15 protein-coding genes are annotated in these 15,120 nt (G+C 70.4%); 12 read left to right on the top strand and 3 right to left on the bottom strand.

Annotated features, from left to right (window positions below; all coding sequences use genetic code 11):
- Window positions 1-697: 697 nt before the first annotated feature.
- Together H6726_11465 and H6726_11460 are read left to right on the top strand one after the other, a co-directional pair.
- The gene (locus tag H6726_11465) at window positions 698-1,438 is read left to right on the top strand and encodes a DsbA family oxidoreductase (protein ID MCB9658255.1); all 741 of its coding nucleotides are present in this window, start codon (window positions 698-700) and stop codon (window positions 1,436-1,438) included.
- Entirely contained in the window at window positions 1,435-2,637 is a 1,203-nt protein-coding gene (locus H6726_11460; protein ID MCB9658254.1) for a pirin family protein, read from the top strand. The genes H6726_11465 and H6726_11460 overlap by 4 nt, the downstream gene beginning before the upstream one ends.
- A 21-nt stretch (window positions 2,638-2,658) precedes the next feature.
- Here H6726_11460 and H6726_11455 read toward each other — a convergent pair whose 3' ends face one another.
- Window positions 2,659-3,255, bottom strand: a complete 597-nt coding sequence (locus H6726_11455; GenBank protein MCB9658253.1) for a TetR/AcrR family transcriptional regulator — start codon at window positions 3,253-3,255, stop codon at window positions 2,659-2,661.
- A gap of 225 nt (window positions 3,256-3,480) precedes the next feature.
- Between H6726_11455 and H6726_11450 the strand changes: the two genes are divergently transcribed.
- Window positions 3,481-4,089: a hypothetical protein gene (locus H6726_11450; GenBank protein ID MCB9658252.1), complete on the top strand. Its 609-nt coding sequence runs from the start codon at window positions 3,481-3,483 to the stop codon at window positions 4,087-4,089.
- Here the strand turns inward: H6726_11450 and H6726_11445 are convergent.
- Window positions 4,048-4,587 (bottom strand): TetR/AcrR family transcriptional regulator, encoded by a 540-nt coding sequence (locus tag H6726_11445; GenBank protein MCB9658251.1) that lies wholly within the window; start codon window positions 4,585-4,587, stop codon window positions 4,048-4,050. The genes H6726_11450 and H6726_11445 overlap by 42 nt on opposite strands.
- Before the next feature lie 81 nt (window positions 4,588-4,668).
- On the opposite strand from H6726_11445, the gene H6726_11440 reads away from it, so the two are divergent.
- On the top strand, window positions 4,669-5,025 hold the full coding sequence (locus H6726_11440; protein ID MCB9658250.1) for a hypothetical protein: 357 nt from the start codon (window positions 4,669-4,671) through the stop codon (window positions 5,023-5,025).
- Between the two features lie 30 nt (window positions 5,026-5,055).
- Window positions 5,056-6,063, top strand: a complete 1,008-nt coding sequence (locus H6726_11435; GenBank protein MCB9658249.1) for a sigma-54-dependent Fis family transcriptional regulator — start codon at window positions 5,056-5,058, stop codon at window positions 6,061-6,063.
- A 60-nt stretch (window positions 6,064-6,123) separates the two neighbouring features.
- Here the strand turns inward: H6726_11435 and H6726_11430 are convergent, their stop codons facing one another.
- Window positions 6,124-7,020 carry an amidohydrolase family protein gene (locus tag H6726_11430; protein ID MCB9658248.1) on the bottom strand — a complete coding sequence of 299 codons (897 nt, stop codon included), beginning with the start codon at window positions 7,018-7,020 and terminating at the stop codon, window positions 6,124-6,126.
- A 460-nt stretch (window positions 7,021-7,480) separates the two neighbouring features.
- On the opposite strand from H6726_11430, the gene H6726_11425 reads away from it, so the two are divergent.
- The 7 genes from H6726_11425 (at window position 7,481) to H6726_11395 (ending at window position 15,097) form a co-directional block, all read left to right on the top strand.
- Window positions 7,481-7,822 (top strand): hypothetical protein, encoded by a 342-nt coding sequence (locus tag H6726_11425; protein MCB9658247.1) that lies wholly within the window; start codon window positions 7,481-7,483, stop codon window positions 7,820-7,822.
- Entirely contained in the window at window positions 7,819-9,228 is a 1,410-nt protein-coding gene (locus H6726_11420; GenBank protein MCB9658246.1) for a TolC family protein, read from the top strand. Before H6726_11425 ends, H6726_11420 begins: the two co-directional genes overlap by 4 nt.
- A 2-nt stretch (window positions 9,229-9,230) precedes the next feature.
- Window positions 9,231-10,670 carry a copper oxidase gene (locus H6726_11415; GenBank protein ID MCB9658245.1) on the top strand — a complete coding sequence of 480 codons (1,440 nt, stop codon included), beginning with the start codon at window positions 9,231-9,233 and terminating at the stop codon, window positions 10,668-10,670.
- A gap of 166 nt (window positions 10,671-10,836) precedes the next feature.
- Window positions 10,837-11,472 carry a tetratricopeptide repeat protein gene (locus tag H6726_11410; GenBank protein MCB9658244.1) on the top strand — a complete coding sequence of 212 codons (636 nt, stop codon included), beginning with the start codon at window positions 10,837-10,839 and terminating at the stop codon, window positions 11,470-11,472.
- On the top strand, window positions 11,469-12,965 hold the full coding sequence (locus H6726_11405) for a hypothetical protein (protein ID MCB9658243.1): 1,497 nt from the start codon (window positions 11,469-11,471) through the stop codon (window positions 12,963-12,965). The genes H6726_11410 and H6726_11405 overlap by 4 nt, the downstream gene beginning before the upstream one ends.
- A gap of 133 nt (window positions 12,966-13,098) precedes the next feature.
- Window positions 13,099-14,112, top strand: coding sequence for a hypothetical protein (locus tag H6726_11400; GenBank protein MCB9658242.1), 1,014 nt, complete (start codon window positions 13,099-13,101; stop codon window positions 14,110-14,112).
- A 115-nt stretch (window positions 14,113-14,227) separates the two neighbouring features.
- Window positions 14,228-15,097, top strand: coding sequence for a hypothetical protein (locus H6726_11395; GenBank protein MCB9658241.1), 870 nt, complete (start codon window positions 14,228-14,230; stop codon window positions 15,095-15,097).
- Window positions 15,098-15,120 lie beyond the last annotated feature (23 nt).

Genomic DNA, 15,120 nt, shown 5'->3' with positions numbered 1-15,120 from the left:
CCTATACAACGTACGCTACCCCTTGTCGACGCGGAGGTGCTCACGTGCGCGTCTGGGTCGCTCCTGTTCGAGAACGGTGGCGTGGTCGGGAGCGGGAGGGGAGGCGGCCTGGGCACGGGCTCGGTCGCGCAGGCGCTCCTTGCGGTGCCTCCCCCAATTCGGCGCATCGCTGCACGATGCTTGAATTGGGGCCCCCCCGACACCCGTCGCCCAGGCCGCCTCCCCTCCCGCTGGCTACGTGGCGTTGGTACGCGGGGCGTGTGGCCGGGACGCTTGGTGCGCTTGGGGGTGCGCCGTGGAGTGGGGGTCGGTGGGGTTCGGGTCGAGGTGCGGGTGAGCGCGGATGAGCGTTTGATGGGTGTGGCGACTCGCGGGGTTCCCGCCTGAAGTGGGTCGGGTCGAGATGCGGGTGAGCGGCCTATGGGTGTGGCGACTCGGGAGGTGCGCGACGGGGACCGGGCCCGGGGACCCGGTCCCGGGACGCGTGATGCCGGACTCCGGGTCGGGGGCTCGGGACACGGGAGGCGGGGCGCGGGACACGGGCGGCGGGACGTGGGACACGGGACAGGGCGGCGGGACGCGGGACGCGGGACGCGGGGTCGGGCTCGGGGTCGGCGGACGCGTGACGCGGGAGGCGCTCGGACGTAGCGTAATGGGCTTCCGGCTGGGCCGACTGTGCTGCTCCGGAGTTGTTGTCATGAGTCTTTCTGCGACCGGTTCCTCGCTCCCCCTGCGCATCGACATCGTGTCCGACGTGGTGTGCCCTTGGTGCGTCATCGGGTACAAGACGCTCGAGCGGGCGCTGGCCGCGGTGGGCGAGGCAGAGACGGCCGTGGTGCGCTTTCGGCCGTTCGAGCTGAACCCCCACATGCCGCCGGGTGGGCAGCACCTCGGGGAGCACATCGCGCAGAAGTACGGGTCGAGCAGCGCGCAGAGCCGGACGGCGCGGGAGCGCATCACGGCGCTCGGGGCGGGGCTGGGGTTTGCGTTCCGGTTCACCGAGGAGTCGCGCATCTACAACACGTGGAAGGCGCACCAGCTGCTGCGTTGGGCGCACGAGAGCGCTGGGCCGAAGGCGCAGATCGCGCTGAAGCTTTCGCTGTTCGACGCGTACTTCACGCAGGGGCAGGCGGTGGACCAGGTGGAGGTCCTCGCGGCCGCGGCCGGACGCGCCGGGCTCTCGGCGGAGGAGGCCGCTGCCGTGTTGTACGACGAGCGCTACGCCAGCGCGGTGCGCGAAGAAGCCGAGGTGTGGCGCGACAAGGGCATCCACGCGGTGCCCAGCGTGGTCATCGACGGGCGCAGCCTGCTCACGGGCGCGCAGACCGAGGAGGTCTTCGTGCGCGCACTCACACGCGCCCTCGACGCGCGCACGGCGCAAGCGGGGGACGCTGGCGCGGGGGACGCTGGCGCAGGTGCCGGAGGCGCGCGGCCATGAGTGACGTCAGCCGCCGCGACACGCTCAAGGTGCTCGCCGCGACCGGCGCTGCAGCCGCCGTGGGTTGCCGCGTGGACGGTGGCCAGCACGGCGCGCACACCGCCGCCGAAGCAGACCCGCCCGCACACACTCCTGCCCATGGGACCCCCAGCAGCATGACCGACACCCCCTCCGCTTCCGTCAGCCCCGTGCTCAGCGCCGAGCCGCTGGGCTTCCTGTGGCGCACGAACGACCCCTTCTTGTTCTGTGCGCACCACCTCGACCAGTACCCCACAGGGAACGAGCGGTTTGGCCCCACCACGTCGCTCGCGGGCCGCAACATGGGCAGCGACTTCGAGGTGCGCGACGGCTTCCGCATGTACCACGGGATGGTCGTCCCGGGTTTCCCTCGGCACCCCCACCGCGGCTTCGAGACGGTCACGGTCGTGCGCACGGGTCTCTTGGATCACTCGGACTCGATGGGCGCCGCGGCGCGCTTCGGAGGCGGCGACGTGCAGTGGATCACGGCCGGGGCGGGTATCCAGCACTCGGAGATGTTCCCGCTGCTGTCGAGCGAGCGCGAGAACCCGCTCGAGCTCTTCCAGATCTGGCTGAATCTGCCGCGCGTCGACAAGATGGTGGCGCCCTACTTCACCATGCTCTGGAACGAGACCATCGAGCGAGTGACCACGCGCGACGCGGACGGGCGGGCCACCGAGGTGGCGGTCATCGCGGGGCGGCTGGGCGACACGCGCGCGCCCTCCCCTCCCCCCAACTCGTGGGCGAGCGCGCCCGAGAACGACGTGGCCATCTGGACCGTCAGGCTGGAGCCCGGTGCTCGGTTCACGCTCCCGGCCGCCAACACGGGCACGCGCCGGAGCATCTACCTGCACCAAGGCGCCGGCATGCGCACACGCGAGCGAGAGCTCCCCGCGCGGCACCAGTTCGAGCTGCGCGCGGACGCCGCGGTGGACCTGGTGAACGGCCCCGAGGCGAGCGAGTTCCTCATGCTGCAGGGCAAGCCCATCGGCGAGCCGGTCGCACAGCACGGTCCGTTCGTGATGAACACGCGCGCGGAGCTGCAGCAGGCCTACATGGACTACCAGCGCACGCAGTTCGGCGGCTGGCCGTGGCGCGCGGACGACCCGGTCCACGGGGCCGAGCCGGTACGCTTCGCCCGGCACGCGGATGGCCGGGACGAGCGTCCGAGCCGCGGCTGACAGCCACGTGATGGCCGCACCTCACGGCGCACTCCGTCGGCGCGGCGTGGGTGGAGCGACGGCTCGCGGCTCCCAGCCAGAGATCTGCAGGTCGAGCGCCCGGGCGATGTTGTCCATGACCCCCTCCCAGGTGAGGTGCCCGCTGGCCCACCCGAAGAGCGCCATCACGTACACCGAGAACGCGTTGGACGCCGCGACCCCTGGGTCCACGTGGGCACCGACCTCGCCACGCCGCTGGGCCGCCGCGATGACCTCGCCGACACGAAACAAGAACGTGAACGTGAGCGCCCGCTGCCTGTCGGCTTGGGGCCCCTCTGCCAAGAAGAGCCGCTTGAGGAACGCCTCGGACAAGCGGGGCCGCGCCTTGTAGTTGTCTACGAGCCCGCCAAACAAGAGCAGCAGCTGCGCGCGGAGCGCCACGTCCGCCGGGAGCTCGAGGAACAAGCGGTCCGACGTGTCGCGCAGGTCGTCGTGCAGCACGAGCATGAGCAGCTCCAGCTTGTCGCGCGCGTGAAAGAACAGCGTGCCCTTGGCGACCCCAGCCCGGCGCGCGATGGCGTCGGTGGTGGTGTCGTCGAAGCCGTGCTCGGAGAACAGCTCCCGAGCCGCGTCGGTCACCAGTCGCGCCGTGTCGAGCTTCTGCTGTGCTCGCGAGACCTTGCGAGCCTGCCTGCGGCTCCCGGGCTTTCCGGGTCCCTTTTCGCTGACTTCGGTTGACGTATTCGCCTTTGGTTTCGGCACCATGCACGAATACCACGGCGCTCCCATTGACTCCAGTCAGCGAAGACCTCAGATCCGCATACGTTCACTGACCACGGTCGACGAAAAGGAGCTGTGTGCGCCATGACTGACTTCGCTGCCCCCACCATGCTGGAAGCCCGGGATCAATACTTCGCCGACAACGGGTTCGGACCAGACGGCGGGTACGGCAAGCCGTGGGTCGACTTCAAGTTCGGTCGCGTCCCCTTCCCGTTCCCCAACACGCCCGCGCGTGTGGCGGCGGTGCGCTTCCACGACCTGCACCACGTCGCCACGGGCTACACCACGGACCTCACAGGCGAGTTCGAGATCTCCGCGTGGGAGATTGGGGCAGGCTGCAAGCGCTCCTGGTTCGCGTGGCAGATCAACCTCGGTGGCCTCGCCGCCGGCATGCTGACCGCCCCACGCGCGACGGCGCGGGCCTTCGCCCGCGGCCTGAGCAGCGACACGCTGTACGGAGCCGACTACGACGAGCTACTCACCGACAGCGTGGCGTCGGTCCGCGCACGGCTGGGGCTCGACCGCCCGCCGCGCGCGCTGGGGTTCACAGGAAGCGTGCGGCTCGCGATGGCCATGGTGGCAGGGCTCGTGGTGGGACTGACGCAGCTCATGGTCCTCACGCCGCTGGTGCCGTTCGGTGTGCTCGCGGGGCTACGCGCCAAGCACCATGCGCACCAGCTCGGCCACGGCTAGGGTGCTCAGCTCGGGGCTCGGTCGCGTCGCCGCCACCGCCTGTCCCAAGTACGCCCAGTACGCCAGGTGGGCGCGTGGCTCGGCGTGGTCAGCGTGCACACCATGCTCACGCAGCAGCTCCGCCACGTAGCTCACGCGTACCTGGTCCGTGGCGTCCACCACCCGGCGCGCAACGTCGTCCGAGATGGACCATGCACGCAGCGCTGCCTCGAGGGAGGGATCGGCGCCCACGGTTCGCCGCAACAGCTGCGTGAGTTTGGCACGTGCGCTCGGCTCCGAATCGAGCGAAGCGATGATCGCGTCTGCATAGCGTACGCGCCAGTGCTCGAGCACGGCCACGTGAAAGGCCGCGAGGTCGGCGAAGTGCCAGTAGAAGCTCCCACGACTGACCCCCAAACGTCGGGCGAGGCGGTCGGCCTTGAGTTCCTCGTGTCCATGAGCGGCGAGCGCACGCAAGCCAGCCTCGACCCAGTCTTCCCGACTCAACCTGTCACCCATGCCACACCATACACTTATGTATTGACTTTGTCGAACACCAACATCACCTTTCCATACACCACTGTATGGAAATGAATCAGCATGCATGATCTCATCACCCAGGCTTCCGGCGTCACCGCGATCGCGACCGCGGGCGCTCACAGCATCCTCGCTGAGCGACATCTCTTCCCTCTGCTTGCCGCGGAGCGGCCCCGGCTTCGCCTCGTCATGCGACTGGGTTGGCACATCGGGGCGCTGGGCTGGGCCGCTGGTGGCGTCCTCCTGATCGCGTCTCCCCACGTGATGACCCCGGAAGGGCGCGTCCTCCTCGTCGCGGTGCTGTCGCTGCTCTTCGGCGTGAGCGCGGCAGGGAACGCCTACGTCTGGCGCTTCCGGCACTTCGGATGGGGGGTGCTCGCGCTGGTCATCGCGCTGTCCGTCGCGGGACTGGTGCTGTAGCCGAGCGATGCGCGCTCCGAAGGGAACATCATGGACGCGACACCCGAACCAGAGAGCCAGGCCACATTCGCGGCCCGGCACGACCTCCGCGGCCTGGTCTACCAGAGCGCGGCGATGCACGACGTCGCGTGCCTGGCGGTCGCCGTGGCCCCGTCTGACGCGCCGGTGCTGATCACGGGCCCCAATGGCGCGGGAAAGGAGCGCATAGCAGACATCGTCCATCACAACTCCGCGCGACGAGGCGGTCCGTTCGTGCGTGTCAACGCGGGCGCGCTGCCAGAGGATCTGCTGGAAGCGGAGCTCTTTGGGGCCGAAGCTGGCGCGTTCACGGGCGCACTCAGGGCGCGTGTGGGGCGCTTCGAAGCTGCGCACCGTGGAACGCTCTTCCTCGACGAGTTGGGCAACTTGTCGCTCGCTGGTCAGATGAAGCTCTTGCGGGTGCTGGAGACGGGTGAGTACGAGCGCCTCGGATCCAGCACGACGCGCCGATGCGACGTGAGGGTCGTCTCCGCGACCAACGCCGACCTCGACGTGGCGGTCGCGACCGGGGCGTTCCGAGAGGACCTGTTGTACCGGCTCAACGTGATCGAGCTTCGGCTGCCTTCCTTGGCCGAGCGCGCCGACGACATCCTGGTGCTGACGGACCACTTGCTGCAAGCGCTTCGAATGCAGCACGGCGCCCTCGAGCTCGGACCGGGCGCGAGGCATGCACTCCTGCGGCACCGGTGGCCCGGGAACGTGCGCGAGCTGCAGAACCGCTTACGTCGCGCCAGCTTGGTGTGCCGGGGCGGGGTCATCGTCGCGAGCGACCTGGGGCTGCCGGCGGACGACGGACGCGACCTCCGCGTGCGTCGCACCGAGCGCGGAGCGACACCCATCGCCACGAACGGGCCTGAGCGAAAGGTGGTCGAGCTCGCGCTCCAGCGTGCCTCCGGGGTCGTGTCGCGGGCTGCAGCCGACCTCGGGATGAGCCGGCAGGCGCTGTACCGGCGGATGGAGCGTACCGGGCTGCGCGTCGAACGCCGAGTCAGCGAGTGAGGGCGACGGGCGCCCACCACACGCCGACTCCGCCGACGCGCTCCGCGACACGAAGCGACGCTACTCGCTCGCGCCGACGAGCCATGCAGCACCGTCGTTGGAGAGGATCACGTCCAGCTCTTCCGTGGTGAAAGGGTACTGGCGCAGCGTCGCGATAGCCTCCGCGGGTGTCTCTTCGGGCTGGAACTGAAGATAGTCGGAACCGAGCAGCACCCGCTCGATGCCCCACTGGCGAAAGCGCCACACCATCAGCTCTCGGGTTGCGAGGGGTGCGTCACGGTAGAATCGCAGGCACGCGCTCGTATCCACGAAGGCATTGGCTCGATACCCGGAGCCCGGCACGCGCAGCCAAGCCTCGATGCTGGCGTCGTCCGTGTTCCCAGCGCAGTGCGCATGCGCGATGCGGACGCTCGGGTGTGCATTGATGATCTCCGAGAGACGAGCGAACGCATCGTTGTCCAGTGGCTGACTCCAGGGGTCTCCCGTGTGCAGCATGACGGGTGCGCCACTCTCGTCGATTCGCTCGAACACCGCGGCGAGGGCCGCGACGTGGTCGAGGTTGCGTAGGTCGACCTCCGACGCAGGGAGATGAAGCTTGATGCCGACCATGCCCGGTAGCGCGAGGCATCGTGTGATCTCGTCGGGCGCGCTGTCGAAGCGGGGGTTGATGCCGCAGAACCCTATCAGTCGGTCCGGAAACGCGGCCACCTGCGCAGCGGCGTAGTCGTTCTCTGGACCCACGTACGAATCGTCGGGGAACGGCATGTAGCCAGGAGCGAGCACGACGCCGCGTGTGACCCGCGCCTCGTCGAGACGCGCCACGAGCTCGGCCCCCGTTGGCGCCGGTACCCCACCCCCCGTGAAGAAGTCGGTCAGGGCCTGGCTGGCGACGTGGAGGTGTGCGTCGAGGGCGGCGCCCTCACGCGCGGGTTCCGGGTCCTCATCGGCGCAGCCCATGAGCGCAGTCGTCGCAAGTAGCAGCGACGCCATTCGGCGGGCCCTCGTATGGGCAGACCATGCGCATGATCTCGAGGAAGGACGCAGGGGCACGTTGGGGGGAACTGGGTGCGAGTAGGGCATGAAACTGGACTCCAATGGTGGTCATGCGACGCATCCGTGCGCCGCCTGCGCCGTCCCCAGTGCAGCGCACGTGCCACACGCGCCCGCCGATCGGCGCGCCTCGTACGCCGCAGAATCAAAGCAATTTCCATCACGGGGGGCCTCCATCGAGGAGCTGCGCCGAGCGGACGACCGTCCGTTCCCGACGCGTCGCGGACATGTGTCCGGGCCCACCCGAGGTTCCGCCAGGCCCCGGGGCTCCAGGCCGCCGTGGTGCGTCCCCTCGCGCCGTGCGCGGCCGGCGCATGCCGTTTCGAGTGGAGGTGTCACGCCACGGTGCGCTAATGCCTAGTAGTGCGTGACGTCTCCGTTCCGCCAAGCTCACGCAGGCCTCGGCGCCCTGCTCCTCGTCGCGTGCGCGTCGCGCACCGTCCCTACGCACTTCCCGGAAGGTTCCGCCGCGTCGCTCGATGCGCAGGCTGGCCCGCCAGCGCCGGTGACCCGAGCGTTGGACGCAGACCCACCGCTCCCGGGTGAGGACGCGGCGGGTTGGGCGGGGCTCGGCTCCGGGGGCACGGGCGTCGATCCGCACGCGGGTCACGCCGGACATGCACGACACGGTGCGCCCACCGTCCACGACCCGTCCGCGGACCAAGACGGCTCGGCAGGACACGGCAGCGAGCACGAGGTCGCGCCATGAGGCTCGGCTGGTACAGCCTGTTCGCGGTGGCGCTCGTCGGCTGCACGCGACCTTCCATGAGTCCGGACGTGGCCCGCGTGCGCGAGCTGACGGGCGTGCAGCGCCTGGCCGCGGTGGCCGACGTGGAGGTCGACCCGGTGGCCTCCGAGGAAGCCCATCGGATGTTGGGCGAGCCGCTGACCGCCGACGCCGCGGTGCGCGTCGCGCTGCTGAACAACCGAGAGCTGCGAGCCACGTTGCGGGAGCTGGGCGTCGCCCGCGGGCGCCTGATGCAAGCCGGCGTGCTGCCCAACCCGACCGTCGAGGTGGAGCTTCAGCCGGAACGCAACTCGCGCTTCGAGCTGCGGGTGGAGTACGACCTCACGAGCGCCATCCTCGCGCCCCGACGTGCCCGCGCAGCAGCCCCCGAGCTCACCGCCGCCCGCTTCCATGCCGCTGGCGCGGTCGTGGCGCTCGGCTACCACGTACGCGTCGCGTTCTATCGCGTCCAGGCCAGCGAGCAGCAGCTCGCGCTCGCGCAGCGCATGCTGGACACCCACGCGGCCGGCCGTGACGCCGCGCGCGCCATGTACGCCGCTGGCAACGTCCCCGAGCTCAACGTGGCGAGCATGGAGGTCGCGTACGAGCGAGCCCGCATCACCGTGGCGGAGCTGGAGCTCGCGGTCGCCACCGCGCGCGAAGCCCTGCACCGGCTGCTGGGCGCGCACGGAGCAGACACGGCGTGGGAGCTGACGGGCGAGCTGCCGCCGGTGCCCGAGGCCCCGAGCATCCCGACCGCCGTCGAGCAGGACGTGATCGAGGCCAGCCTGGACCTGCGCGAGACGCGTGAGCGCCTCGAGGGGCTCGCGCGGCGTGCGGGGGTCGCGCGCACCGCGGGATGGTTACCGGACATCGCGGTCGACCTGCACGCGCTGAACGGCAACCCCGAGGACGACCCGATGGGCTCGAGCGGCTGGCGCTTCGGTGGCGGCGTGAGCGTGGGCGTGCCCCTCTTCGACCAGCAGCGCGGCACCACACGCGCGCTGCAGGCGGAGTTCGACGCGCTGCTGGAGCGCTTCTACGGACAGGCCGTGGATCTGCGCTCGGCCGCGCGCGAGGCGCGCAATCGCGTGACGTCGGCGCACGCGCGGGCCCGCCAGTACCAGACCGTCATCGTCCCCGGACAAGCGCGCGTCACCCAGCAGACGCTGCTGCAGTACAACGCCATGCAAGTAGGCATCTACCACTTGCTGCAGGCGCGGCGCGAGGAGCTCGAGGCGCAGCTGGCGCACGTGGAGACGTTGCGTGAGTACTGGAGCGCGACGGCGGAGATGACCGCGCTGTTGGCTGGGAAGCAGGTGGAAGGCGCGCCGCGCGGCGCTTCGACGATGAGCAGCGGGGCCAGCGGCGCCGCGGAGGGCCACTGAGCATGGATCGCCGAGACTTCATCCGATACACCGGCCTGGCTGCGTCCGCCGTGGTCGCCACCCGCGTGGACCGCGCGCAGGCCCAACGCGCCGCCGCCGACGCAGCCGCCGCGACGGAGGCCCAAGCCGAAGCCGCCGCAGCAGCCGAGCGCGCGCCCGGCCGCGCACTCACCGTCGCTCCCGGCGGGCAGCCCGCCGTGATCACCCCCAACGGCGCCACGCTCCCACTACGCCTCGTGAACGGCGTGAAGGTGGGGCACCTGGTGGCTGAGCCCGTCGACCACGAGTTCGCGCCCGGCCTGCGCGCGGAGTGCTGGGGCTACAACGGACGCACCCCGGGTCCCACCATCGAAGCGGTGGAGGGCGACCGCCTGCGCCTCTACGTGAGCAACCGCCTGGCAGAAGGCACCACCGTGCACTGGCACGGCATCGTGCTGCCCAACGGGATGGACGGAGTCGCGGGCCTCACCCAGCCGCCCATCCCGCCCGGTGAGACGTTCATGTACGAGTTCACGGTGCGCCACCCGGGCACGTACATGTACCACCCGCACTACGACGAGATGACGCAGATCGCGCTGGGCATGGAGGGCATGCTCATCGTCCACCCACGCCGTCCCCGCGGCCCGCGCGTGGACCGGGACTTCGCCCTGATGACCCACGAGTTCCGCTTGGACGTAGGGGCGCGACGACCCGACCCGACCGAGATGAAGGACTTCAACGTGCTCACCTTCAACAGCCGGGTGTTCCCCGGGACCGCGCCCCTCCTGGTGGGGCGCGGCGAGCGCGTGCGCATCCGCTTCGGCAACCTGAGCCCGATGGACCATCACCCGGTGCACCTGCACGGCCTGTGGTTCCACACCACCGCCACGGATGGCGGGTACATCCCCGAGTCGGCGCAACGACCCGACACCACCGTGTTGGTGCCGACGGGCAGCACGCGCGTCATCGAGTTCGTGCCCGAGGAGCTGGGCGACTGGGCCATGCACTGCCACATGACCCACCACGTGATGACGCAGATGGGTCACGGCACGCCCCCGGTGACGGGCGCCGACATGCAGCGCGTGGACCGCCGCATGCGGCGCGTGATGCCCGAGTACATGACGATGGGCACGCGCGGCATGGGCGGCATGGGCGAGATGGAGATGCCCATCCCGCCCAACAGCCTGCCGATGCGGGGCGCCCACGGGCCCGCGAGCTACGTGGACATGGGCGGCATGTTCACGGTGCTGAAGGTGCGCGAGCAGCCGGACGGAGCGGACCCGCGGGCGTGGTTCCAACACCCGGCCGGTACCGTCGCGGGTCCAGCCGATGCCGCGCAGATGCGCGCGGACGGTGTGACGGCTCCAGCTCCGGCCCGCGCGCGCCGCGCGAGCGCGGACGAACACACGGCTGTCACACGGGAGCGCGAGGCGCCGAGCGACCGCCAGAGCACGGAGCGCTGACGCGCGAAGCCCACGAGGATCGGTCGTCTCGCCGTGCCCGTGGAGGTGCATTTGTGAGGGAGCCCACAGGGTTGCACGGGGCCTTAGCGCAAGCCTCCGCGTGCCACATGGGCGTTGACGTGGGTGGACGAATCGACGAGCATCGAAGCGTCCAAAGGTGGTGGTGATGTCGAGTCGGATGGGTTGGTGGGCCTCGGTTCTAGCCTTGGTGCTCTTGGTCCCGTGTGAGTTCGCGCGTGCGCAACAGCCCGCGTCCGAAGAGGAAGCGCGCGCCTTGTTCGTGGCGGGCCGCGTCGCCTTCGACGAGGGGCGCTTCGAGGACGCACACGAGTACTTCACCCGCTCGTACGAGCTCAGCCACCGACCCGAGCTGCTGTACAACATCGGCACCTGCGCCGACCGCCTGGGCCACCAGGAGGAGGCGCTCGAGGTGTTCCGCGAGTACGTGGCGCAGAGCCCCGAGTCTCCCAAGCGGGCGCAGGTGGAGGCGCGCATCGCCGTGCTCGAGCAGCAGGTCGCCGAGCGCCGGGCCCTCGAGGCGCGCGCGGGGCAGGTGCCCACGCCCGAGCAGGCGGCGCGCATGGCCGAGCAGCGAGACGGACCGCCGGGAGCAGATCTCAGCCGCGAGGACGAGCGCGGCTCGAACACCGGGCTGATCGTCGGCTTGGCGGTCGGTGGCGCGGTCGTCGTGGCTGCGGTCGTCGTCATGAGCGTGGTGCTCTCGGGTCGCGAAGGCGCCCCGCAGTACGGCGTGCGCGGCGACAGCGGCAACGTCATCCTCACGCTGCGGAGCGCGCCGTGAACGCCCGCAAGCTCGCCATGGCGCTCCTCCTCCTGGGCTTGGGCGTCCCCAGCTGCACCACCACACCTCCCGCGTCGCAGGTGGTCATCTTCGTGTTCGCCGACCCAGGTGTGGTCGACCGCGCCGTGCGCCTGCGCGTGCAGGTGTACGGAGGCGATCGCGGCGGGGCGAGCCTCATTCCGTCCGAGCTGGTGGAGCAAGAAGACTACGACCCGGCGGTGCGCCGACAGCTCGCGCTCGCGCCCCTCGGCAACGACCCCGAGCGCCTGTTCCGGGTCGTGGCGCAGGGCATCGAGGTGGTGGGCGGTACCGAGACGCCCTTCGTCAGCAGCAGCGTGGTGAGCGGCTACATCGAGGGTGAGACGCGTGTCGTCCAGCTGCGTCTGTGGGACACCTGCGTGGGCACCACCTGCGACGACCAGACGTTGGGCTGTGTCGACGCCGTGTGCGTTGCGAACTACAAGCCGCCCACGAGCCTCGACCCGTTCGAAGAGTGCCCCGATGGGCAGCTGCGCTGCTCGGAGGGGTGTCAGACGGTCGACGACGACGTGGCCAACTGCGGCGCATGCGGGACCGTGTGCGCCGCAGGCACCCGCGGCCAGGCGGTGTGCACCGACGGCGCGTGCGGGCTCGTCTGCCCCGTTGGCTCGGCGACATGCGACGGCGACGCGAGCGACTGCGAGACCGACGTGACCACCGCCACCGACTGTGGCGGCTGCGGCATCATGTGCTCGGGTGCGACACCCTTCTGCCAGGACATGGGCGGCGGCACGTTCGAGTGCACCAACTCCTGCGGCGCGCTGACACTGTGCGGGAGCTCCTGCGTGGACACCCAGAACAGCCCGCTGCACTGCAGCGACTGCAACATGCCCTGCCCCGCCCGCAACAACGCGACGCCCAATTGCGACGGTGGGACGTGCGGCTTCGACTGCAACGACGGCTTCGGGGACTGCGACGGCGACCCCACGAACGGTTGCGAGACGAACGTGAACACCAGCGCGCTGCACTGCGGCGCGTGCGACATGGCGTGCCCGATGCGGGCCAACGCCACACCGCGCTGTACGAACCGCACGTGCGGCTTCACGTGCCAGGGGGTGTTCCGGGACTGCGACACCAACCCCACCAACGGCTGCGAGACGGCGACCAACACGACCGTGAACTGCGGCTTCTGCGGGAACGAGTGCACCCCGTCGGGCGCGCCGCCCAACATGATGCCGGTGTGCAACAACGGCGTGCAGTGCGGCTTCACGTGCCAGGGCCCCTACGGAGACTGCGACTCGAACCCGGCCAACGGCTGCGAGGCCAATCGCGACACCGACCCCTCGAACTGCGGGTCATGTGGGACGCGTTGCGGCGCGGCCATGTGCGTCAGCCGGCTGTGCACGTGTCCAGCGGGCTCGCTCGAGTGCGGCGCCGACCCCATCGACTGCTGCTTGAACGGCACGGAGTTCTGCAACGTGAACCAAGGCTTCGTCTGCCAGCCGAGCCCGTGACGCGGGCGACGGCCTGTCGGCGCTCGTGATGGATCTGTCGTCCTCGGCCCGAGCCTACGACGCGCGGGGCGCTGCTGCAGCCGATGCATGGCTGGAGGCGCTCCGCTGCGTCCGTCCTTCCAGGAGCCTTTCCATGCGCCGACCGTTCGTGGCCATCACCCTCTCGCTCGTAGGCGCCCTCGGCTGTGGCGCGTCACGCCGCGGCACACCGAGCATCGCCGAGGTCAGCTCGGACCGACCGATGGCGGTCGGGGTGTCCGCCGCGGGCCTCCCGGGGCACCTGGATGCGACGGTCCCGTCGGAGGTCGCAGAGCTCGCGCGCGAAGGCCGGCCGCGCGCCATCCAACCCGCGTTCACAGCCTCCGCCGGCGCTGTGTCGGGCGCGCGCGTCTTCTGGGTCGGCTACGTCACAGGCCCCTTCCTCGAGCTGCGCGCCCGCGCCGTGGACGAGGGCCGAGGAGACGCGTTCGACGACGAGCTCGACGCGCTGATGACGGCCTGCGAGGAGAACGACGACAGCTCGTGCGATGGCGACTACTGCGTGTCGCCGTGCTGGGAGTCGGTGCCGAACGGGCTCGCATCCACAGACCGTCAGCTGCTCGTCGTGCGTGTGTCGTGGCCCGCTGGCGGCCAACCCGTCGTCGATGGAAGCACCGCGCTTTGGTTCGGCGACGCGGACGACACCACCACCGCGCAGGTGCGCGCCGTCGAGGACATCGATAACGACGGGCGACCCGAGCTGGTGGTCGACGTGGAAACGGGGACCGAGTGGCCCGCTGGCGACGGGGGCTCGAACACGAGGATGGTGCACTACGTCGACGGCGACACCCTGGACAGGCAGCTCCGGCTGCTCGATCTGTACGAGGAAGACGGTCACGGCGGCGCCTTCACCCAGCGCACCGAGGTGACGCGCACCGACGCCAACGCCGACGGCGTGGACGACTTCGACGTCCACTACGTGACCGAGGTGATGCTCCAAGAGTGCTACGGATACCCTACCGAGGAGGACATCGCGGACGGCGCCGAGCCCGAGCCTGTCCCCGCGCAGTGCGTTCCAGCAGACGAGCGCTATCGCGCCGTGTACTCCGCGGCGCGAGACGCGTGGCTGCTCCCGGCTGGGCAACGGTGGCCCTGGGAGGCGCGCTGACGGGACCTCGCGCCCGTCGCCGCGTCTCATCACGGAGGCCTTCTGACGTGCTCGCGCAGATTCCGTGACGGATGCGCCTCTCGGCCCCCGATGACTGAGTATGCAGGCCTCACCCGTGCTCCGCCTCCTGGCGTTCGTGCTCGCCTTGTCGACATTCGGATCCGCGACCCTAGCCCACGCCCAGGAGACGTTCGTCTATCGCGATGGCCTCGACGGATACGCGGGGACACGCTCGGTGAACATCTCCTCGCTGGGTCTCGCCGACACAGGATTCGGGATGAACGGGACGACGTTCACCGACGGGGGCGACTGGTGCATCGGCGACCTCCCGGACACGATGGGCTACGACATCTCCCCGCTCCTGCGGTTCGAGGGGCTCGCGCCTCTCGAGGGCCATCGCCTGGCGAGCGCGACGCTCCGGCTGCGGGTGGTGTGGTGGGAGACGGGCGCACCGCGCGTGGTGGTGCGCTATCTGGCCGTGCCCTGGGACGCGAGCGCACCCGATGGCGAGGGCGTGGGTGTGGGGTGGCGGACGCGCGCGGCGGGGGTGCCATGGAGCGAGCTGGGCGCGGAGGGTGAAGGGACTGACGTGCTCGAGGGATACGAGGCGCTCAGCGAGCCCCTCGGCGTGGGCGAGCAGACCATCGCCATCGCGCTCGAGCCAGCGTTGGTGGAGCGGTGGCTGGACGCGTCGCAGAACTTCGGGGTCGCGCTCCACGTGGACACACCCAATCACCACGTCGGCTTCGTGCCGCCGCTCTCGGACGATCAGGCCCACCGCCCAGAACTCGAGCTAGTGTTTGCGCCTGCGGACCCGCCGCCAGACACAGACCTCCCGGAGCCGCCCGGCGCAGCCGAACGTTTCGATGGATGCGCTGTCCGCGCGCCTGCGAGTGAGCACGGCGCATGGTCGCGGGTGTTCGCCGGACTCGCGCTGGCGCTGGCGCTGCGCTCACGTGTTCGTGCGAGGCGATCGCGGGGGTGAAACGCGTTCCGTCGCGGCCGACA

Source organism: Sandaracinaceae bacterium, assembly GCA_020633055.1.
Lineage (GTDB): Bacteria > Myxococcota_A > Polyangia > Polyangiales > Houyiibacteriaceae > JADJJE01.
This window is presented reverse-complemented; position numbering and strand designations above follow the sequence as displayed.